This window comes from Paenibacillus sp. NPDC093718 (assembly GCF_050279985.1).
GTDB lineage: Bacteria > Bacillota > Bacilli > Paenibacillales > Paenibacillaceae > Paenibacillus_AQ.
In genome coordinates this window covers 26342-47888 of the sequence record NZ_JBNNUS010000016.1, presented here as the reverse complement: position 1 = coordinate 47888, position 21547 = coordinate 26342, and the positions used below count along the sequence as shown (strand labels likewise).

The window sequence follows — 21547 nt, the reverse complement described above, 5'->3', positions numbered from 1 at the left end:
AGTCTTCCTGGATTCAGGAAGACCGCGGCCTATTTGTCACTTGCCGCATCGGCACAGCGTATCAGGGCGCTTGAAATTGTCAAGGATTTACCGCTACGCGTTCCTCCGTGACAATTAAGTCCAACTACTCCAGCAGCGCCTTTGGCGCTTTGCTGAGCCTCTAGTTGGACTACGCGCGAGGGTTAGACTTGTTGATTACTCGACCTGAATTGCTTGTTCCAAGCGGCAAGCATACCGGCCGCAGCTGATTTTAATCGGATTCTGCCTTCTGGATAGTGAGGAGCATAAGGAATAATTGAAAGGGGTGATGCTGGTTGTTATTTTGCTATCGAAAGATTCTGAAACATTGAATTCAAAATATATAGACGGAGAGTGAGATCAAATGAGAGTGATTTTTAAAAGTATACTTGCCGGTGTTTTGTTGACGACTGCTGCTTATGGTGTAGTGAGTGCTAACACGACCGAAGCCAAAAGTGCAGCTCAAGTAGAAGTTTTGTTGGACGCGAAAAAGATGAAGTTTCCAGATGCCAAGCCGTTCCAAGATCAACAAGGTAGTGTGATGGTTCCGATTCGTTTTGTGTCCGAAGCTTTAGGTGGGAAGATCAGCTATAGCAAAAGTGGTGGTAAAACCACTGTTGAAGTAATAAAAGGCACGGATACGGTCAAAATGACAGTTGGCCAAACAACTGCGTTAGTGAACGGGAAGTCCAAAAGCTATGGTACGAAGATCATTCTAAAGGATAGCCGGACATTTGTTCCTCTGCGCTTGGTGAGTGAAGGTTTGGGTGAAAAGGTCAGTTGGGATAAGGTCGGCCGGTGGGTCTGGATCGGCGAGAAGAATTTCCGAAATACAGATGATGATCAGTTTAAACTTCAGCCATTAAATGACTTCAAAGCATATACAAAATCTTCTATTTATTTTAAAAAATTCTCGGCAGATAAAGAGCCATTTGATGGAATAAAAATTATTCATGCTAATCAATTGCCAATCAAACTTGGAGATGGCGAAATTATCTATGACATAAAGATTGAAAAATCCAATGGGAAAGATTACATCGCGATACGTAGTTCTGTTCGTGGGACACCAATCTTTTTCATGGTCAAAAATGATCATGTAAAATATCGGACGGGTGTAGATAATGCTTTTGTAAATCATAAGGACGGGACAGCAACGAACTATTATCCCGTTACTAGTACATCGGATGTTTTCCAAAATGGAAAATACATTCAACGTTATGATTGGACAAAATTTCGACTAAATATGGCTGATTACATCGCGTTCAGTACAGATAAACCTAAAGATTACATCGTGGCCATTGTTAACCCTTTTAAATAAGGAGTTGTGGCATGTTGAGATTGAAATCCAAAAAGATTATTCAAGTCATGCTTTGCTTTATCGTGATTTTTACTGCGGTATTTCTTATTAATCCCAGTAAAGCAGAAGCTATCGGAGACAGCAGGATGTTTCAACATCCTAAAAATCCAAACATCTATTATTTTGTTGGTATGGTTTACTATGACACATGGAGTGATTCTGCTGGTAAATGGTCAACAACAAAACCGCCAGGATCCGTTACTGATGTGGATGGTTTTGATTATATGTTTGAATTTAATTCATCTCGCAAAATAAAAGATGTTCGTGTAAGCAAGTTCGATTACTACCGTGAATATGGGGATGAAATTTGGGAAAAATCTCGATCAGTTGAGATGGCACAGAATCCTAAGTCGTACTATGAAAGATCAACTTCTACAAGTTACTCGCTTACAGACCGACCATGGACAGGGAAAGGAACTAACATTGCGAATGTTCCTGTATATGTTACTCGGGGATTGCTTGAGGCTCAAAACCCGGTAAATAGAAGACAGGAAGAAGAACAGAAAGGACAACAATTTGCGCCACTAGTTGAAGGCTGGCGTTACCATTTTCCGACTCTATTTGAAATCGAACTCGAGCCTGCAGAAGGTAAAGCGATTATCAAACACTTTACTACCAAAGGTAAGCCGCTGAACGGTGTTCCTGGATTCACTGATAGGGAAGAGAAGTTGGAGAAGGATAAACGATACGCTTTTACACACACACCGGGGACTGCAGACTACATATATAAAGGACATAAAAAAAGTACGGTTTCAGCTCCGAGCGGTGGATCACCATCGCCGGGGGATCCGAGTGCTTTCACTTATGATGGTACTTTCCCTACGTATTATCTGTATCTTTACTATGAAGCAAAAGACGATCCCCCACCTCCGCCAACAAACTCATGCACACCACCGGCGCCAGGAGCCCAAATTAGTGGGAAGTACATGGATCCTATGGTAACTGCCAAGATTTTGGCCGATCAACGAGGAAGTGAAATGTTTGATGTTCTGCAGGGGATTCCGACATCCGAAAGCTTGTATGGAAACATTTTAGCCCGAAATTATTTATTCCAGAATACCTTCGTCCAAATGTCAGGAACATGTACCTTTGAAGTAAACGTGGAGAAGACATGGACTCTTCGATGGGATCCAAAGAAACCGGGACCAAATGGTCCAGACGGAAAACCAACCGAGGTTCCGGATCCACAAGAAGATCAAGAGGTAGTTACACAGAGGTATACCGTTGTACGGCCGTATTCGTATTGGGTGATCGATAACCTGGAAGTGTATAAGATCAACCAAGGTATTCTGAGGAATTATGCCTTACCGGGTGAGCAAATTACCATTACTCCCCAAGGATATCAGCCGCCGCAGGTTACGACAAATGCGTCTGGTGCATATTATCCACCTACACCGCCAGATCCTATTGTGGCACCAGCTGGATCCTACGGCGGCAGTCAATTTACAAGCAGACCATCTCCACCGAGTGAGAATCTGCAAAGTGTTGCCGAGAATGGTGTGAAGAAGGTTGAAGTAACCAATGATGCATTAGTCTTTAATGGGGCAACAATCATGAATCCTGCCCGGACACCGGAGAAGGGGCCGACGCCTGGAAGTATACCAGCACCTACTCAAATTGATGAGAACGTGCTGTACAAACCAAACAATATGATCAGTTCCAGCAAGATCAATCGCGCTAATACTACGAGTGCCGGCACAATTTTCTACGGATTGCTACCTGGCAACATTAACGGCGGAAGCGATCAAGAGTTCCCGATTCACCAGATCAATACGGTAACGGTACATACACCAGTTGTGAACTATTCATCGGTTAGTGATGATCGGCCACACAACCAGAAGACCTCGCCGAACTATAATCGAGCTGCTTTCATTTTGGACCGACCATTTATTGTAAGGATACCAACTAGTGGGCAGCACACGAACTATCCTGGTTACGGAAATCGAGATTACGCTAAATACTTCCGCACGAAGCAAGTGCGATTCCCATTTGATACGTACAACGGCAGTCGAACGGTGTTCTATCCGAAAGATACATGGATCGATATCCCGGTCAATCAGCTGGATACGGAATTCTTTCTTCCGGTATGGGTTGACGAAGGGAACTACCAAGTATATTTCCGGAACATTGCAGAAAACTCTCCACCTGATCTACCGTATCAATACGATGCAAATTTAGATCTGGTGAATCATGTGGCTGCCGATGAAGTATCCGTAGAAGTCATTGGCCGACTCTATGATTTTCATATCACGGATATCGCTGATTATAATTGGGAATCGGTTTTCCGGACACAGCAGGGCAGCTTTAATCCTACGGGAGTATCATATTGGGTCGGAACCAAAGGGATTGATGGAGATCCAAGAGGCAACTCTACACAGTTTACATTGCCAATCCGGCCGGGTAGCAACCCGATTCAAGGATATAAAAATGTCGCTGTAAAAACCGGATATCATTTTAAATTCGATTTCAAAAGCAAGGGGAATATGTTTGGGAGAGAGGATGGTATACGTATAACACCGACATTCCACTTTGTTTCCAAAGATGGACAATATCGCTTCCCGGTTGATCTGTACTATAAAACAAACTCAAAGAATTTTGTTAAGGTAGGATCGCCAGAAGATCAAGTAAAGCGATACGTCATCTTGAATGAAAGGTTAAGAAATGTTCCTGCAGAGGAAATGATCGATACCGCTAACTTTAAATATGATAACTACTTCACGCCTGGGCAGCTGGGTTCAACCACAAGACAGCAGTTTATCGATAGGTACATTTCAAAAGATACAAAGCTAAAGACACCGGTTGGTGGATATGGATTGATGCTGCTTCCAGAGCATATCCGTACCTTTATCGGACCAAAAACGAATATCCCACCATCTGTTAATGTTCAACGTGCTAATGCTGCTATCCAGAAATGGTATGGAGAATACAGCTTACCGGCGGAGCCATACGTCGTTGAAGCTGGTACCGATCTGGCTGAGTATGCAAGAACGCATGGGGGGCTCGATGATAAATCGGCTGTCTTTTTCAAGAATGGTTATATCATTGTGAACTTCAACATTGAGACCATTAGAAATGGTGATCTGAATAATCCTCATCTTCAATACATTAATGCACCTTTGATGAACCAATGGCAGCTTGAAGGTTATCAACGATTGGTGTTTGATTCCTTTGGTAACCGGTTCAGTTTAGAGGATGGAGATGTCGTTTTCTATCATGCCGATCTGTCCAGTCGGAATGATTTCAGCTCACAAGTTCCGCATTAAAAATATGGGAGATCAGGGGGAGGATTTATCCTTTCCTGGACCTCTTGCACCCATTTTACTGATTTTATTAACTTAATTTGTAATTTTTGATATTTTTAGTCCTATATTCTTTCCGCGATTTGATAATTTTGATTAAAGAATAAGGAGATTTATATGAAATTCATGAGAAAACTGATAGGTATTTTTGTTGCATTGTTGTTGGTTTTCAATGGCTTAATTGTTCATATTCCGAAAAGCAATGCAGCTGCTAAAGTAATTAATATGGTAAGCAATGGTGGCTCTTATGAAAAGACTTTCTTTGGTAACTATGGAGGAGCTGGCGGCGGCGGTATGGCCGATGGTGGTAGTGGCAAACCAGGCGGACAATACTGGTTCGCAAAGAATCGTTATTTAGACATTGGATATCCGGTAAGTTCGTCACAGTACACCCTTCAAGAGTTAATTAGTAACTATGATGGCGAATATACTCAATATGTATCATTAGATGGAGTAACATGGCACCAAACGTATCCTAGTATTACAAAGAAAGATCAATGGGTGGAGCAAACGAACATCCCCATTCCATCTTTTCGATATATCAAGGCTACCAATATTAATGCTTGGGCGTTGGATTATTTTGCAATAAGGTTGGTTCCTATTTCGAAAAATATACCAACACTTTCGATCAATACAAATGGAGACAAAATCATTTCTACACTTTCAGGGCGTAACATACTTACGATTTCAGGTGTAGTTAACGATTTAGATGGTGACGATGTAACGGTCTCTGCCACAATAGGAGGAATCAAAAAATCCAGTAAAATTGACACCTTTATATCAAAAGATTGGACATTGAGCTGGACGGCTGCTGAATTGAGTGAAGGAATTTATAGAGATGTGGCAATTACTGCTGATGATGGAATCAATGGTAGTGATACTAAAATCTACTCAGGGGTAATTTCGATAGATAAAACAGCACCTAATTCGCCTTCATTTTTAGCCAATACGAATTGGTCATCTAACGATGTACCAATATCAATTACGCCGGGTACTGATGCGATCGGAGTAAGTCATGTTGAATATAAAATTGGTAATGGGAACTATCAAAGATACTCTTCTCCTCTAACTATTACTTCTGAAGGTCAGAATGTTGTAACGGCTAGAACGATAGATTTGGCAGGGTACACAAGCCCCGAGAAGAGCATAACAATCAAGATCGATAAAACACCTCCATCTGTACCAGAAATAACCATTAGTCCGAGTAATTTATCAAATAGCACGTTACATGTGGAAGCACGCCCGGGCTCGGATTTATTATCTGGAGTCAACAGGGTGGAGTATAAGGTCGGAAACAGTAATTGGACTGAATACACAAGTTCCTTAAATTATGTAGACGAAGGCGTTTATACTCTATCTTTCCGGACAATAGATAACGCAGGGAATATAAGCAAAGAAATCAATGCGAATCCAAGTATTGATAAAACAAAACCCACAACACCAACAATAGCTGTCAGTCCTAACGGATGGACTGAACAAAACGTAGAAATCACAATCACACCTGGTGTAGATCCGAGTGGTATTAGCAGGACCGAGTTTCAATTAGATATGGGGAGTTGGCAGCCCTATTCAGCACCATTAAGCATATCTAAAGAAGGTATTACTATTATCAAGGCACGTTCTATAGACAATGCCGGCAATATAAGTGACGAGACACAGGCAGAAGCTAAAATTGTAAAGAGCCCACCAACTGCTCCAATCATTACATTGCAGACAGGTTCATGGAGTAAGAATCCGGTAAACTTCAATATTTCTGGTAGTACCGGACACGGTGATCTCAACTATGAATATAAGGTTGATGATGGGGAATTTCAGGAAGGAGATACCGGGCAAGTTATAAAAGAAGGAGAGACCATCATAACCGCAAGAGCGGTCAATGGATTTGGACAAAAAAGTCCCGAAGCAACTTCTACAATCAGAATCGATAAGTCAGGCCCAGAAATCATCGTTACACCAGACGGCCGGGACTGGTCAACGGATACAGTCCCTGTGAACATTGCCGTTATAGACTCGTTATCAGGGGTGCAACCAAGTGGGGTTTATTATAAAGTGACGAATACGGCAACTGAGCCAACAGATTGGGAGGTTTTTAACGGTTCAGTGATTGAATTGTCGAATGAAGGGCAATGGTTTGTTCATGTGAAGGCTATGGATAATGTAGGGAATACAAGCATTTATAGCTCTAAACCAATTAAAATCCAAGACAGTCCCGTTGAGCCGCTTAATGTTCGTCCAAGCCAAATTCATAATAATCAAGTTACCATCCAATGGGATCTTCCGACCGGTAATGTATATACAGATGGTTATGAATATGAGGTAAGGAATACAGTAACTGGTGCAACTTATCAGACAACTTATCCAGTAAGCTCTATAACGGATAATGGAGTCTTGGGTGGAAGGACATATGAGTATATTGTGAGTGTTAAAAATCATGTGGGTCAAACCCAGGCACAAAGCATAGCGGTACTCACCAAGCCAGACGCACCGGAGCAGCTGCAGGTCCAGAAAGTAGATCGTGATTATAGCAAAGCATATCTTACGTTTGATCCGGCTGTAGGAGCAGACTCTTACAGAGTTATCGTAAGAGATAATGGTGGTGGCACATTGATTGATGAAGTTATCTACTCAGAGAACTACATAATCAATGGTCTGCCGTCAGGGACAGTGATCAATATCACCGTCTATGGGATTAATGCGAGTGGGCAGGGGCCAGGGAACAGTATTAGCTATCTATCGTTACCTGATACACCGGAAGGCTTTTCAAGCGCAAGCATTGAAGAGAATGCTATCACATTAAAGTGGCACACTGTAACGAGTGCAACATACTACGACCTTGAACGTTTTACCGATCTGATCTATGAAGGTCCTGAGCCTGAGTTTAAGGATACTGGTTTGGAATCAGGAAGTGTCTACGACTTTCGAGTGGCAGCTGCAAATGAGACAGGTCCAGGGGAGTATGCAGAATTGAAAGATTTAATAACCCTACCCTCAAAACCGAGTCATGCCGAGATTGTAGGGGCAACAGAAAATAGTGTAACGATGCAATGGGCTTCTGTTCAGGGTGCAGAAAGCTATATAGTGGAGACAAGCAGAGGAGATCGGGAAATTGTCAATACGACTCACTATACATTCCAAGGTTTAAATCCTGGTCAAGAATATGAGTTTACTGTAACTGCACAGAATCGCAGTGGACAAGGTAAGTCTGTTCATTTGACTGCAGTTACCATACCAGAGGAACCAAGCGATGTACAGGTACGAAATATTGAGGAAACGACAGCCGAGATTATTTGGAACCTAACGACCGGGGCAGATAAATACTTGGTTCAGATTGACGGCAAAGACTATGAGGTATCAGGAAATAGCCTGCAGCTAAATGGACTAACAGGCAGTAAAAGTTATGACTTTACCGTATCAGCCGGTAATGGATCAGGATTTGGTGCGGTAGCAATCGGACAGTTCATAACCAAACCACACCCTCCATCTAATGTGAAAGTAGTGTCTTTGGGCAAAAACGAAATAATGCTGAGCTGGGAGAAAGACGAGACAGCTGGACGATACCAAGCTCAAATTGTCGGTTCGAGCGATTCGTTGGACCTTATCGGTCCTGACGTGACGATTAGAAATCTGAAGCCGGGTGCGTCCTATGATATTGATATCTGGACCCACAACGTATCTGGCCAAAGTAAACCGACACGGGTAACCTTCACGACGAAGACGCAGGCGGTTGTTCCGGATAGCATTGTGGTCACGGTTGAGGAGAATCAGGTAACCATTGAATTCTCGCCAGTGGAAAACGCGAAGGAACATGTATTGCTTGATGAAAATGGAATCGAAGTGTGGAGGGGCATTGAAGGACCTATAACCATATCTCCGGTAACAACGGGTAAACACTACGATTTCACTCTGGTAGCGGAGAACGAACAGGGTAGACCTTCCGATCCGTCCGAAATACACTTTATTACGATTCCAGGAATTCCTACAGGGATCGTCATTGAACAGATTACAGATGAGCGTGTGGTCTTCGATTTGATCAAGGCCAATAAAAAGGGCGCTGATTCCCTGGTGGTCTTTCGTGATGGAAAAGAGGTTGGGGAAATCAAGTCTTCAGAAGACAAGTATACCGACAAAGATCTGGATGCTGGTAAGAACTATGTCTATGAGTTCAAGGCCCGAAATAAATACGGGACGAGCAGTAAGTCTGTACATATCGATGTACTGACTGTGCCAGCTATTCCATCGGGGATCAAAATTATGAATGTAACCGAAACATCGGTATCATTTGACCTTTCTAAAGCAATTGTCGGGACCGCGGACTACTTAAATATCAGTCGGAATGGTGAAGATATTGCACAGGTGGCGATCGATGGGAAGGGGTTTACCGACAAAGGTCTTAAAGCAGGTACTAGATACACTTATGAATTTAAAGCGGAAAACGAATCCGGAATTAGTAGGGGAGTGGTACTTGAAACAGAAACAAAAAAAACCCTTATCAGTAGTGGTGGTGGAACCGGTGGCGATTCCGGCAACAGTGGAATCCCTGAAAAGACGCCTAATCCAACTCTGGAGAAACCAACCTCGATTGAAGTGGATCCAGATGAGACTGTAGAAGTGAAAACTGAAAATGAGAACAGTTCGAGTGGCTTTCGCGATATCGAAAACAGTTATGCCAAGGTGTACATTAATGAATTGGCCAACCGCGGTATCGTCAAAGGCGTATCGGAAACAAAATTCGAACCAGTTCGACCCATCACGAGAGCTGAATTTGTTTCGATGATTGTTCGAGCATTAGATCTTCAGCGGACTTTTGATAAAGAGATGGATTTTAATGATATAAATCTGAATGCTTGGTATGTGAAGGAGCTGCAGGCTGCTTGGGATAACGATGTAGCGCATGGGTTTAGTGCAACCGTGTTTCGACCGAATGATCTTATAAACCGGGAACAAGCATCTAAAATGTTAGGTAATGTGCTCCAAGCAAAGAGTGAAAGCAATAATCCAGTATTTGTTGACGAAGAAAGGATTGCCGTGTGGGCCAAAAATGAAGTGCTTGGGCTGAGCGAAAAACAGCTAATCACCGGCTATCCGGATGGTTCATTTAGACCCAAAGCAAACCTTACACGTGCAGAGAGTGCGACACTTATCTATCGAACGATTATGTCTAGCAGTAATCAATAAACAACCAATCACTAATAACCTAATTTGATAATGACCGGTTCGATCGAGCCGGTCTCCTATAGGAGGGAGAACCTCATGGGGAAAAAAGCTATGAAGCTACTATCCGCTTTGCTGAGTATAGCTGTATTAACGACTTTAATTCCCTCGAAGACAATGGCTGCCGCTGCTCCTCCTAGTTTTACTGGAGTCTATCAGAAGGATAACCATGTAAAACTTGAGTGGGCCGTAGAAATGGCAGATGAAGACATTATGACTCAAACATCTTTTGAGCCGAGTGATATGCTTCCTATTCTCGCTGGTGGTGGAAATACATCCGAGGGCAATCAAACTATTCTGAATACTAATCAAGCTGTAACCGGAAGCCGAGTCTTACAGGTAACAGATACGGTAACTACTAGCCAGGGGAATTGGTGGTGGTATCCAGAAACGAAATCGACTGTAAGTGGCAGTCGATTCCAAGGAGTTTCGTTTCCGAATGGATCTGATTTAAGTGTAACCTTTAAAGCTAGGAGTTTAGGAGGAAATGGATGGGCACGGTTTGACTTCCGAGGTGAGTGGTTAGAGAAAGGCTTACCATTTCTAGACAATAATAGGCAGCCGGTGTATTTCACTAATCCAGTGAATTTTCAGACTAACCCCAAAAGTTTTGAGGTGAGGCTATCAGATGGATCTCTACCCTCGTTGAATAATGGACAATTATTTGTCATAGTGACAGCTCATAATAGCGATTATAACTATGGTGTTAAATGGTATATGTGGGACGCAACTAGCAGGAAAATGATTGAGGATCCAAATAATACTTACGTTTTTTCAACAACAAGACCAATAGATGGATACGTTTTTAAAGCGAACACAGACACCTTTCAAGCAGGTGAAAATGTTCTTCAATTACATCAAACCAACATGCAGGCTTTTTCAGATCGATATCTACCTGCTGACAACCAATGGCATACGTATAGCCTAAATACCAAGCTCGATAATGCTCTATACAACTATGCGACCAACGGAATTCACCCAATCATACTTTGGTCGACCAATGGAACTTATCAAATGGATGATGTCAAATTCGGCTACGCGACAGAAACGGAAGTTTTCCGTGATGGCCAATCCATTTATCGTGGGTATCTATCAGATTATGAAGATACGGCAGCTATTGATCTTGCTGCACCAAATACACCAAACGGTGTAAACATTAGTATCGGATCCGGAAGAAAACCCCTCGTTACGTGGAGTGTCCCATCTGATAATGGAACGACATACAATTATCAGATAAAAGGTTATCCTCGTAATGCGGGTCCTACTGCACTCTCTCCCAATCAACCGGTGACGGTTACATCCGGTATCAAAGGATATAGTGTAGTCATTGATTCAAACCCAAATACAATGCCACCGGATACGGTAACAACAACGGGTACAAGTTATACAGCTCAAGCTGCAGCAACAGGTAACTTTTATGTTCATCTTGCGGCTATTGATCAACAGGGTAATCGATCGAATGTAGTCCATATCCCTTACACCGATACGATTCAACCAACTCTGCAGGTAACGGCGGATCAAACCGATTGGACTAAAGGGCCTGTCAATCTTACGGCTTTAGCAATGGATGATGAAACTGGAATTAAACGTACCCAAGTTCCGGGAGGCGAATGGAGAAATCAAGAACAGGTATCGGTTAGCGTGCATCAGAATGGAACATATACATTTATTGCAGAGGATAATGCTGGAAATCAAACGCAAAAATCCATAACTGTATCAAATTTAGATAGTCAGGAACCCACCATATCTTTTACACCTGACAGCAGGCCGTGGGATTCGCAAGAGATCGTGGTGGAAATCAAATATGAGGATCTACTGTCTGGTGTAGATCCGAATCAAAGATTATATAAGGTCACTGATAGTGCGGTTCCGCCAAGTAATTGGGACAACGCCTCTGATAGTCTGAAAACTGTAAAGATACCATCGGAAGGAACATGGTACATACATGCAAAGGTTTCAGACCGCGTTGGAAACACAGTACAAACCGTAACTAATGCTTTACAGCTTCAGAAACTTCCAGAGACACCTGTATTACAGGTTAACGGAGCTAATCACAATTCAGCCCAGTTAGAATGGACCCTACCGAACGGTTCTACGTTAACTGATGGGTATGTTTACGTAATTCAAAACATCACGACCGGACAAAGTTGGGAGATTCCATATCCTGAGAGCACCTTTTCAGATGTGTCGCTATCTGGCGGTAAACTATATCAATATCAAATCAAAGCAAGAAACCATGTGGGGGAAAGCTCTTTTAGTGCTATTGCAGAGGTGTTGACCTTACCCGATGTTCCGGCAGAAGTCTTAGTTGAAAAGGATGGGCGACATGGGGATCGGGCCTTGGTTACCATTACACCCGTTGAATCAGCAACCAGCTATCGCATAATTGCAAGGGATAACAACTCAGGACAAATAGTATTTAATCAAACAGTAACAGAAACCGTTTATCAACCTGTCACCAACCTAGAGCCTGGAACAATGTACGATATTTCGGTCGCTGCTTTAAATAAAACGGGCGAGGGGCAAGCAGCTCATACTGGTTATTTGACAGTACCAGCTGCACCTGGAGGATTTAGTGATGTGCAAATAGGAGAGGATTACATTGATCTTCGTTGGCACACTGTTACAAGTGCAACGTATTATGAGCTGGTCCGTGATCAGGACATCATTCATGGAGGCCCTACAAATACTTTTAGGGACATTGGGTTGAGCTCAGGCACCTCATACAATTATCAAGTATCAGCAGAGAATGGCACCGGTTTTGGCGAGTACTCAATTCTAAATAACGTGTGGACCTTACCAGCCGCACCTTCATATTTAGAGAGTGTTAATCCCAAAATGGATGAGCTCACGATTCAATGGCCTGAAGTTCGAGGCGCAGAAGGTTATGTTTTAACTGTGAACGGGATGGATGAAATTCAACTTCCACAGGGAACGACACAGTATGTGCTAACTAACTTGCCATCCGGAGCTACTTATGAACTGAGCTTACGGTCCATAAATCGAAGTGGAAAGGGACTTGCTGTTTCTCTGATTACTTCTACAATTCCGGCAGCCCCGGAGGAGATACATGTAGTAGATATTGAGGAGCAGAGTGCGGTGATTCAATTCTCCGATGTCCCAGGTGCTACAAAATACAGGGTCAGTGTAGATGGGAAAGAGTATGACATCACTGACCATGCATTGCATGTAAACGGCTTAACCGGCGGACAGACCTATGTTGTTACGGTAATGGCCGGAAACGCATCTGGTTTTAGTCCAGCTCAAAGTATGACTTTCTTAACGTTACCTTACAACCCGAATGCACTTAGAGCACTCGATCATACACCTACATCCGTAACCCTTAGTTGGGATGAAGTGCAAAGTGCGACCAGCTATATCATCTTGAATGAGAACAGGGAAGTAATTGCTGAAATCAAGGATACAGAGTTCCAAGTAGAGTCACTGACTCCTGGAACGACAAACATCTTTTTCGTGAAGGCTGTGAATGCAACGGGGGAGAGTGCAGCAGCTTCATTTGAATGGCTTACTCTTCCGGACAGCAAAGGTGCAAATGTCCACATCGACGAAGTGGGTATCCATACAGCGTTGATTTCTTGGACACCTGTACCTGGCGCAATCGGCTACAAAGTTTTTGATTCTAACGAGAAGCTCATCGAACAGACGAAAGAACTTAAAGTATCTATTGATAATCTGGAGAGTGCTGCCAAGATCGAAGGATGGGTGCTCAAGCCCTTCAACGAAACGGGTTATGCAGAAACTGTGAAGATACCGGCTTTTGTAACCAAACCTTCAGGTGATTTTTCAGCAAAAGTATCAGAAACAAAAGAGAGACAGTTAATCCTGGAGTTTGAACATGAGCTTGTACATGAAAGCTTTGTTGTATCGAGTAAGGGTAAGGAAATCTATCGAGGAGAAGGTGATGTGGTCTCCATTAATGATTTAATACCGAATACCAAACACACCTTTGACTTATGGACAGAGAATGAAATAGGAGAAAAATCTGAAGTGAAGGCCGTTGATGGAAAAACATTGGCTACATCGGTACCCCCATCTTCGGGTGGATCAGATTATAATCCCCAGACAAGTGCGCCTCCTACACAACCACGTCCGGAAAAGGAAGTACCTGATATAAAAAAGCCAGGAAATAAAGAGGATCCTAAAACGATTGTTTTCAAGGATATCGATAAGACTTTTAATCGGGACCAAATTCTGGAGCTTGTCAGACGTGGAATTATCCAAGGGGTATCGGCAACGGAGTCTCAGCCTAATCGTCCGATAGATCGTATTGAATTTTTAAGCTTGATTGTACGAGCTCTGCAACTTGAGCCTACTGATGTTTCAGAAGTTTCATTTAAAGATATTGATTTGAATGCATGGTATGGACCTGAGTTTAAAGCAGCTATTGGTAATGGAATCGCTCATGGATTCAGTGCAAGTGAATTCAGACCATTTAATCTAATCACGCGGGAACAAGCATCTAAAATGTTAGCCAATGCTCTTTACTCAGAAATAATCCCTGATGGAGAAGTTTCGTTTGCAGACAGCAAAAACATCTCAAAATGGGCAGAAGCAGAAGTGCGTGCATTAACGGGAAATCAATTGGTACAAGGGTATCCAGATGGATCGTTTAGACCGAAAGCTTATCTGACACGAGCAGAGAGCGCAGCTTTGATTTATCGCATGATTACAATGAAATAAGAAGTAAATAAGATCGGTAAGACGTTGTATTATACAATGCTTAAATAAAGTGAATGTTCTAAAGGTTATATTAGAAAGGGGGCTGCGACATGCAGCCTCTTTTCCACTCCAATAAGAAGATAAAAACACGAACACATTATCCCCTTTCGTGTTGTGACACGACACGATATTTGGTATAATAGAACTAGGATAAAAGTAGTGGGGGTAATGGATTTGTTTGGAGACTACATAAGAAAATTACGAACCGATAAGGGAATAACTCAGACTGAGGTTGCTGAAAGAGCAGGTATGCAGATAAGGTATCTCAGCCGTATTGAGAATAATCATGACAACCCTCCATCAGAAGAAATATTACTACGGTTAGCTGCAGCTCTAGATGAAGATCCTCATCAAATGGTGGTGAAGGCTGGAAAGGTTCCATCTGACTTTAAAGAATTGATAGCGGAAGATGATGAGGTTTTTAGGTATCTTAAGCATAAAGTTGAGGATCGAAATAAAAGTGAGGGATAGAGGATGGCGCATTTTTCTACAGAATACATAGATGAATTGTTGTCACGAGTGGACATGATGGATGTTATGAAAAAACATGGTGTTCGTGTTAAACCAGGCAGCGGAGACAACAACTATTATGTTGCGGATTTCTGCTGCGGCAAGACAGATTTCGATAACGGCCGAATTAAAAAAGATACCCAGACTTATAAATGCGAGGCATGTAAAACCGGTGGCAATGCGATTCATTTCTTACGTGATGTAGCTGGTATGACTTTTTATGAGGCAGTTAAAGAACTTGCTGATATGACTCATATGGATCTGCCAGAATCCAATGGAAAGGAACAGGAGCTTCAAAAAAGAAAAGAACTGGCCCTTAAATTGGCAGCCGATTTTTATCACAAACAAAATAACTATGATTATTTTTTAAGTAGAGGAATATCGCTGGATGTTCTTAAAAAATATAAAGCCGGCTATGCACCTGGAGGGAGAGTTTTACGTAACTACTTAGAAAGCCAGGGGTTCACAAAACAAGAACTGACTGATTTTAAGTTACTCAATCAAAAGGGATTAGATAAGTTTTTCTTTCGAGCAATCATCCCAATTTATATGAATGGGAAGGTTGTTGATCTTTACGGCCGCCAAATAACCGAAGGAAAAGGAGTAAGCCATCTTTACCTTTATGGCAATGTTAGTTTCCTAGGTGGTTATGATTTTATCGAATCCGGAAAGATGGTAACCATCTATGAATCATTTATTGATCAACTTGTGGCCGAGTCCAATGGTCTGACCAATGGGACGAACCCTGGAGGAGCCGGCAAGTTTAATATAGATCATGCACGTTTGCTGCAGAAGAAGAAAATTGACCGATCCCTTGTTATTTATGATGGGGATAGTGCCGGAAGGGAAGGGGCTTATGAGACCGGTAATATCCTGCACAATTCGAATATTGAAACATGGATTGGTCAACTCCCTGAAGGGAGAGACCCTGCAGATGTTCTGAGCACGGAGGGAGCTGAGGCTTTTCGGAAAATGGTTGATGGCAAGCCGTTTCAGAAAATCCAGATGTATCGAGAGTTGGACAAGTATTCGATTGAAGAGATTCAAGAGTACCTTCAAGAAAGAGAAATAAATAATTCTAAGAATAATCATGTGTATGGAGGCGGTAAGAAATGACACAGTTCTCAGTAGGACTATTTGATCGCTTGTTCGGAAAGAAAACAACGCTAGAATTATCTGATGGTAAAGGAGGTATGGTTAAGCGTACTGTAACGGAAAAGTGGCTAAAAACAATGCAGAAACAAGGGGAAATGTCGGTTGTTAGAGAATCTACTTTAACTTCAATAAGTTCCGAAACTGCAGTAGGATTTGTCTTCAAGGCAGCTATGGATGATCTTCCGTTGAAGTGGGAACATGTCAAAAGCGAAATAATAGACTACGATGTAATTTTTAAGGATGTCCCTGAAGAATGGGCTCAGTTTGAGTTCATACTTGCTTCGCTCGGGCTTGATTTATTAGCCCTATACAACCTTTATTCGAAAGAGCAAGCAACCGAAATGCATGAACAGGTATTAGAATTGGTCCGTCAGATGGAGGAAATAGGGGAGAACTCGTCAACTGCCATACATGATTATTATTTAGTGGCATCGGATGCGGTGAGTAATACAGAAAATCCGTTGGAATATGCAGCTTCTTTCTTATGTCATAGGCTTGATCTGGCAGAGGATATTGGACCAATCGCATTAACAGGAATTATGGCGGGTATTACCCAATTCGCGGGAAAATGGAGATGGATTAAACAAAACTTCACCATATCCGCTTAACAATTGGAAAATCACTAGTTCATTAAAAAAATGTCGATGAGTGAATTCTCTATTATTGATATATCATAGTATCTTAAAGGAATCGTGGATTCTATTAATCTGAGTAAATATCATATTTCAAGCAGAAAAGGTTTGAACAAGTGAACGGGGGCAGGCGCAATGAAAAAGATATCGAGGGAAGAATTTGAACGCAAGTTTGCTGAAGTCAACGCATCCTGGGGTTATGAGAATGCCAGTTTGAACGATCAGGAGAAAGAGCTGTTATTTAAAAGAATGAATGGTGAAATCACCGATGAGGAGTATAATTTAGCAATTATGAAGCAGGTCAAAAAATGAGCAGCAGTTATGTTTATCCTGGAACCAATGTCCTGATCAATAAAGCCGACCTGAAGGATCAAGCTTCTTTAGATGTGTTTGAAAGAAACAGAACAGCGTTGCGGGCAATGGAATTACAGCAAACACCGATTAAAGGCAATTTTGATATACAGCATTTAAAAGCTATTCATCAACACTTATTTCAAGATGTATACCCATTCGCTGGTGAGTTTCGGTATACGAACATTCGCAAAAATGATTTTACGTTCGCTGAATACCGAACGCTTGATTTTACTACTGCTAATATAACAAATATGCTACGTGAAGATAAGTTTCTTAAAGGCTTATCTCCAGAAAAGTTTGCGGACAAAGCAGCTACATATTACTCAGATATCAATTACCTCCATCCATTTAGGGAAGGAAATGGACGGACTATTCGTGAATTTTTCAGGCAGCTGGCCAATGAAGCTGGCTACGATCTGAGATGGTCCCATGTGCCAAAGCAAGAATACATGGCTGCCGTCAAAGCAACGGATGATCCATCCCGTACTGAGGAACTTTCAAAAGTCATACATAAATGTATTCAAAAAGAATCGGAGTCCAAAATTATGTGGATCGAACCGGATCGTGAAATGACACTTAAGGATGCATTAAAAAAAGCAAAGGGATTACCAGCAGCTGATCAAACGTTAAATCCGAAAATGCTGAATACTTTGGTAAGCAAGTTTCGGATATACCAAGATAATAATAAAGAATTTATACAGTTCCAGTTAAAAGGTCAGCAGGACACGAAAACAATTCCTTTGGAAAAAGCACCACATTTATCACAGCAATTAAAGAATCATATCCTTGATCAGGCCTCCAGTCCAAGTAATGCCCAAATGCCAAATAAGTCATTTGAATTAGGTAATTAAATAACCCATCATTCGACAACAGTCTCGTAAGAGGCTGTTTTTTTCGCATATATTTTAACCATTATAGGTACAATTTTCTATTTAGTTAGGGTTAAATATGGTATAATAGGACTAGATTCGGTAGTCTTAAAGAATCATATATACTGAATTGCGAATATGAGTAAAGGAGGTGTCTAGAGTACGTATTTACGTATGTTTTTCACGAAACAAGTAGTTATCGCACTTTTAGAAAGGAAACGGTCTAATGCAAAACAATACAAAAATGAAAGATCGGAATATATTCATAAACGCATTTATTCTCAACGCTGTCACCTATGGAGTCATCAATATGATTAGCGTCTTTGGAAAAATGCCTCATGTAGCATCTGAATACCCCTTCCTCACCATACTTATTTGGTCAATGATTCTTGCAGCTTTTCTACAGCAAGGCTGGAAAGTCATGTTCTACGTGAATTTAATGCCTTTTCTCGTCTTCTTTGCTATTCCATTTTTCATATCTGGCTACAGCGAACCGAACAGTGATGTGTTTGTTTCTTCAGGGGGCTCGTTTGTGCTTCCGAGAGATATTTATATCATTGGCGGTTTTTTAGTTTTTTCAATTCTCATTCAGATTGTAATTAATCTCAATGGGCGATTGAACCGAAATCCGAATGATTACGAAGATGACGAGGATTAATTTATTGCAGCACAACTCATCTAGTGGAGGTCAGATCAATTAAGAAAGGAGAAAAAATGAACTGTTTCCAATGTCGTAATGGTGTTCTTGAAGTAATCGGATACATAGAAATTGATCCGGGTCCGCTGAATCTGCAACTCTGCTTCCATGTCCCCGAGGACAAACCAATCATTAAGCTTATGATTTGTAGCAATAATCGTTGCGGTCATACCGAACTTAAAGCCGTTCCAGAAGCATTAACCATAGCTAAGGGGCGTATAAGAGAACTTCTATATCACAGAGATCCTGCCACACCTCAGTTATTGCTAAGCGAGAATTAACATTAAAGCGGTTCGTATTTTGATCTGGATCAGTGGATCCATCAGATATCATAAAAAATCCCTTAATTGTTCGACAGCCAGGATATATTGGAGGTTTTCAATGGAGCAATATGTTAGATGGTTGCAAGATAACCATAAGAAATCATCTACATTCCTAACAGCAGCGGTTAATTTCAGATCTTGGTATTCAGAGCGTACGGAACAGCAAGTATTTGATCCGAAACATATTCGAAATGTTGATATCGAATTTTGGTTGGATTATTTGCTGAATGAAGCGACCTTTATAAAAGGGGATTCGAATACACCCAAAAAGTATGATGCGAGAACGATTCAGGCCTATAGTCAGTGTATTAAGTCGTATTTTACCTTTCTGTATGAATGCAAGCAGATAACATCTGACTTATATGAGGAAATTAAACAGTCTTTATCCAAAGCAGTGAAAGATCCTGTTTGGTTATCGGAAGAGAAGGATACCATTCTTGATTACTTTAAAGAAGAGAGCAAAAACACAAAATCCAGATGGACTTTTACAAGAAACAGGGCCATTTTATATGCATCTCTATTTGCCGGTCTAACAACTTCTGAAATTCTTCGATTACGAATAAAGGATTTGAATGTTTTATTAGCCCTTCTGAGCGTACAAAGTGGGATTAAGATCAGACGCATTGAAATTGAGGCAGATTTAATGAATGCACTTTTAGAGTGGATAACGGAAAGAGGAGATGTAGATACCGATTGTATGTTTATCTCCAATCGAAGTAAACCACTTACAGATAAAGGGGTTTGGTCCATCTATAATTCTATGAGTCATTCCATAGGTGTTGCTAATTTATCTCCGCAGCTATTAAAGAACACGCACACAAGAGATTTGTATGAACGTGGCTATTCCGTTGCGTTTATATCCGAAATTACAGGACAATCCCTGCAATACATTAAAAAAATATCAAGCACTCAAAATCATAAAAATTGGAGATAGGGTCTATGTTAACTCAAATTATTCCCTCATTTGTCATACTAACTGCATATCTCGTTATGCTTATCATGGCTGTCATTTTTTATCGACGATGGAAAACATCTGAGTATGGATTCTTGGCAATTACATTAGCTGCCAACGTTCTGGTATTCAGTTCGTATGGGTTGTTTCTACTCAGCCAGGAAGAGCCTTCAGTACGATCATTTACAACAATTTTAGGGACAACCAGTATTATGACCATCGCTGGGTTATATCGATTTTTCAAACCCAAAAAACATAAAGAATTCCTGTTCATTCTTATTGGTACAGGTTTGCTTTTTCTCTTAGGCTTGATTTCTACTTTCGTGAACGGATTATCGATTTTTGTTATGCTGCTCGATATCGTGGCATGCGGTGCATTTATTTACTGGATGACTCGTGAGCTGCCTAAGCGTAAATTGTTCATTGCTGCAGTAGGTACAGCTGGCTTTTCCTATCTTATGAATGTTCTGTTCATTGCGGCTAACACCTACTTCTTTCATCATCTGTTTCTTTTAGGACAATTTCTATTCTGTTTAATTGCCATACTTATCTTCTTTGATCGAATTGTTGACATGGTTTATGCCGTCAGCTACAAATCCGTGACAGACGGATTAACTGGCCTATACTACAAATCGTTTTTTGTGAAGAAGGTCGATGAGGCTGTACAAGGTAAACAGCCGGCTACTGTTATATTCTCTGATATCGATAATTTCAAACAAGTGAATGATACTCAGGGGCATCTTGTTGGGGACCAGATTCTTAAGTTAGTGGGTCAAATTATGAAAGAAGTATGCCAGGAGATCGGGATTGCTGGAAGATATGGGGGAGAAGAGATTGTTGGTTTAATCACCGATTCAAAAGCTGATCCCTCCGTTATTGCCGAACGTTTTAGATCACGTGTGGAACAAGAGTCAGGCGCTATTTATCCGGTAACCGTTAGTGTTGGTTACAGCAGTCGAACGAATCATATCGAATCCGGAGAACAATTAATTCACCAGGCAGATGACGCTCTATATCTCGCCAAAACCTCTGGGAAAAACAAGGTCGTGAATTATGCAGACGATCGTTCCGAACATCAAGATCAGTTCGCAAGTGTACCACTTCAGGAGTTGATCGTAGAAGCTGAAACAGCACATTCATTCTCCGGAGAATCAGAAGTCGAACCGAAACCTATATTTGAGCAGGCCCCTGCAGAAGCCGATGAAGAGGATGTTGCGCTAAGGGAGCTCGAGCAGGAAGGTTTCACGGAAACAGTTCAGGAAATTGAAGAAACGAAACATGATGGCGATTTTCCAGGATCTGATCTGTTTAATAAGCCGGCACTCGTAGAGGTACCTAAAAAAACATTTAAAAATCCGTTTAGGAAAGATGAATAATATCGAACGGAATTTTTCTACACCTTACATTTTGTCTACCAGATCGCTTTGTTG

General features: G+C 41.5%; 12 protein-coding genes. All 12 read left to right on the top strand.

Annotation, left to right across the window (positions count from 1 at the left end; translation table 11 throughout):
• Positions 1 to 382: 382 nt before the first annotated feature.
• The 12 genes from ACQKPA_RS30695 to ACQKPA_RS30640 all read left to right on the top strand — a co-directional run bounded on the left by ACQKPA_RS30695 (position 383) and on the right by ACQKPA_RS30640 (position 21493).
• Positions 383 to 1336, top strand: a complete 954-nt coding sequence (locus ACQKPA_RS30695) for a copper amine oxidase N-terminal domain-containing protein (protein ID WP_427496151.1) — start codon at positions 383 to 385, stop codon at positions 1334 to 1336.
• Between the two features lie 11 nt (positions 1337 to 1347).
• Positions 1348 to 4638, top strand: coding sequence for a DUF5704 domain-containing protein (locus ACQKPA_RS30690; protein ID WP_427496150.1), 3291 nt, complete (start codon positions 1348 to 1350; stop codon positions 4636 to 4638).
• Between the two features lie 153 nt (positions 4639 to 4791).
• The gene (locus ACQKPA_RS30685) at positions 4792 to 9849 is read left to right on the top strand and encodes an OmpL47-type beta-barrel domain-containing protein (RefSeq protein WP_427496149.1); all 5058 of its coding nucleotides are present in this window, start codon (positions 4792 to 4794) and stop codon (positions 9847 to 9849) included.
• Between the two features lie 75 nt (positions 9850 to 9924).
• Positions 9925 to 14586 (top strand): fibronectin type III domain-containing protein, encoded by a 4662-nt coding sequence (locus ACQKPA_RS30680; protein WP_427496148.1) that lies wholly within the window; start codon positions 9925 to 9927, stop codon positions 14584 to 14586.
• Positions 14587 to 14799: 213 nt separating this feature from the next.
• A complete protein-coding gene (locus tag ACQKPA_RS30675) occupies positions 14800 to 15096 on the top strand; it encodes a helix-turn-helix domain-containing protein (RefSeq protein WP_427496147.1) in 297 nt (98 codons plus the stop codon).
• A gap of 3 nt (positions 15097 to 15099) precedes the next feature.
• Complete coding sequence (locus ACQKPA_RS30670) at positions 15100 to 16251, top strand: CHC2 zinc finger domain-containing protein (protein WP_427496146.1); 1152 nt, start codon at positions 15100 to 15102, stop codon at positions 16249 to 16251.
• Positions 16248 to 16898: a hypothetical protein gene (locus ACQKPA_RS30665; protein WP_427496145.1), complete on the top strand. Its 651-nt coding sequence runs from the start codon at positions 16248 to 16250 to the stop codon at positions 16896 to 16898. The genes ACQKPA_RS30670 and ACQKPA_RS30665 overlap by 4 nt, the downstream gene beginning before the upstream one ends.
• Positions 16899 to 17057: 159 nt before the next feature.
• On the top strand, positions 17058 to 17234 hold the full coding sequence (locus tag ACQKPA_RS30660; protein WP_427496144.1) for a hypothetical protein: 177 nt from the start codon (positions 17058 to 17060) through the stop codon (positions 17232 to 17234).
• On the top strand, positions 17231 to 18127 hold the full coding sequence (locus ACQKPA_RS30655; RefSeq protein WP_427496143.1) for a Fic/DOC family protein: 897 nt from the start codon (positions 17231 to 17233) through the stop codon (positions 18125 to 18127). Before ACQKPA_RS30660 ends, ACQKPA_RS30655 begins: the two co-directional genes overlap by 4 nt.
• 244 nt (positions 18128 to 18371) lie before the next feature.
• On the top strand, positions 18372 to 18803 hold the full coding sequence (locus ACQKPA_RS30650) for a hypothetical protein (protein ID WP_427496142.1): 432 nt from the start codon (positions 18372 to 18374) through the stop codon (positions 18801 to 18803).
• A gap of 420 nt (positions 18804 to 19223) precedes the next feature.
• The gene (locus ACQKPA_RS30645) at positions 19224 to 20099 is read left to right on the top strand and encodes a tyrosine-type recombinase/integrase (RefSeq protein WP_427496141.1); all 876 of its coding nucleotides are present in this window, start codon (positions 19224 to 19226) and stop codon (positions 20097 to 20099) included.
• A gap of 5 nt (positions 20100 to 20104) precedes the next feature.
• Complete coding sequence (locus tag ACQKPA_RS30640; RefSeq protein WP_427496140.1) at positions 20105 to 21493, top strand: diguanylate cyclase; 1389 nt, start codon at positions 20105 to 20107, stop codon at positions 21491 to 21493.
• The last annotated feature ends 54 nt before the right edge of the window (positions 21494 to 21547 follow it).

Excerpts from the sequence above, each read along its gene's own strand:
- ACQKPA_RS30695 (WP_427496151.1), top strand. The coding sequence starts at position 383 with ATGAGAGTGATTTTTAAAAGTATACTTGCCGGTGTTTTGTTGACGACT.
- ACQKPA_RS30690 (WP_427496150.1), top strand. The coding sequence starts at position 1,348 with ATGTTGAGATTGAAATCCAAAAAGATTATTCAAGTCATGCTTTGCTTT.
- ACQKPA_RS30685 (WP_427496149.1), top strand. The coding sequence starts at position 4,792 with ATGAAATTCATGAGAAAACTGATAGGTATTTTTGTTGCATTGTTGTTG.
- ACQKPA_RS30680 (WP_427496148.1), top strand. The coding sequence starts at position 9,925 with ATGGGGAAAAAAGCTATGAAGCTACTATCCGCTTTGCTGAGTATAGCT.
- ACQKPA_RS30670 (WP_427496146.1), top strand. The coding sequence starts at position 15,100 with ATGGCGCATTTTTCTACAGAATACATAGATGAATTGTTGTCACGAGTG.
- ACQKPA_RS30665 (WP_427496145.1), top strand. The coding sequence starts at position 16,248 with ATGACACAGTTCTCAGTAGGACTATTTGATCGCTTGTTCGGAAAGAAA.
- ACQKPA_RS30660 (WP_427496144.1), top strand. The coding sequence starts at position 17,058 with ATGAAAAAGATATCGAGGGAAGAATTTGAACGCAAGTTTGCTGAAGTC.
- ACQKPA_RS30655 (WP_427496143.1), top strand. The coding sequence starts at position 17,231 with ATGAGCAGCAGTTATGTTTATCCTGGAACCAATGTCCTGATCAATAAA.
- ACQKPA_RS30650 (WP_427496142.1), top strand. The coding sequence starts at position 18,372 with ATGCAAAACAATACAAAAATGAAAGATCGGAATATATTCATAAACGCA.
- ACQKPA_RS30645 (WP_427496141.1), top strand. The coding sequence starts at position 19,224 with ATGGAGCAATATGTTAGATGGTTGCAAGATAACCATAAGAAATCATCT.
- ACQKPA_RS30640 (WP_427496140.1), top strand. The coding sequence starts at position 20,105 with ATGTTAACTCAAATTATTCCCTCATTTGTCATACTAACTGCATATCTC.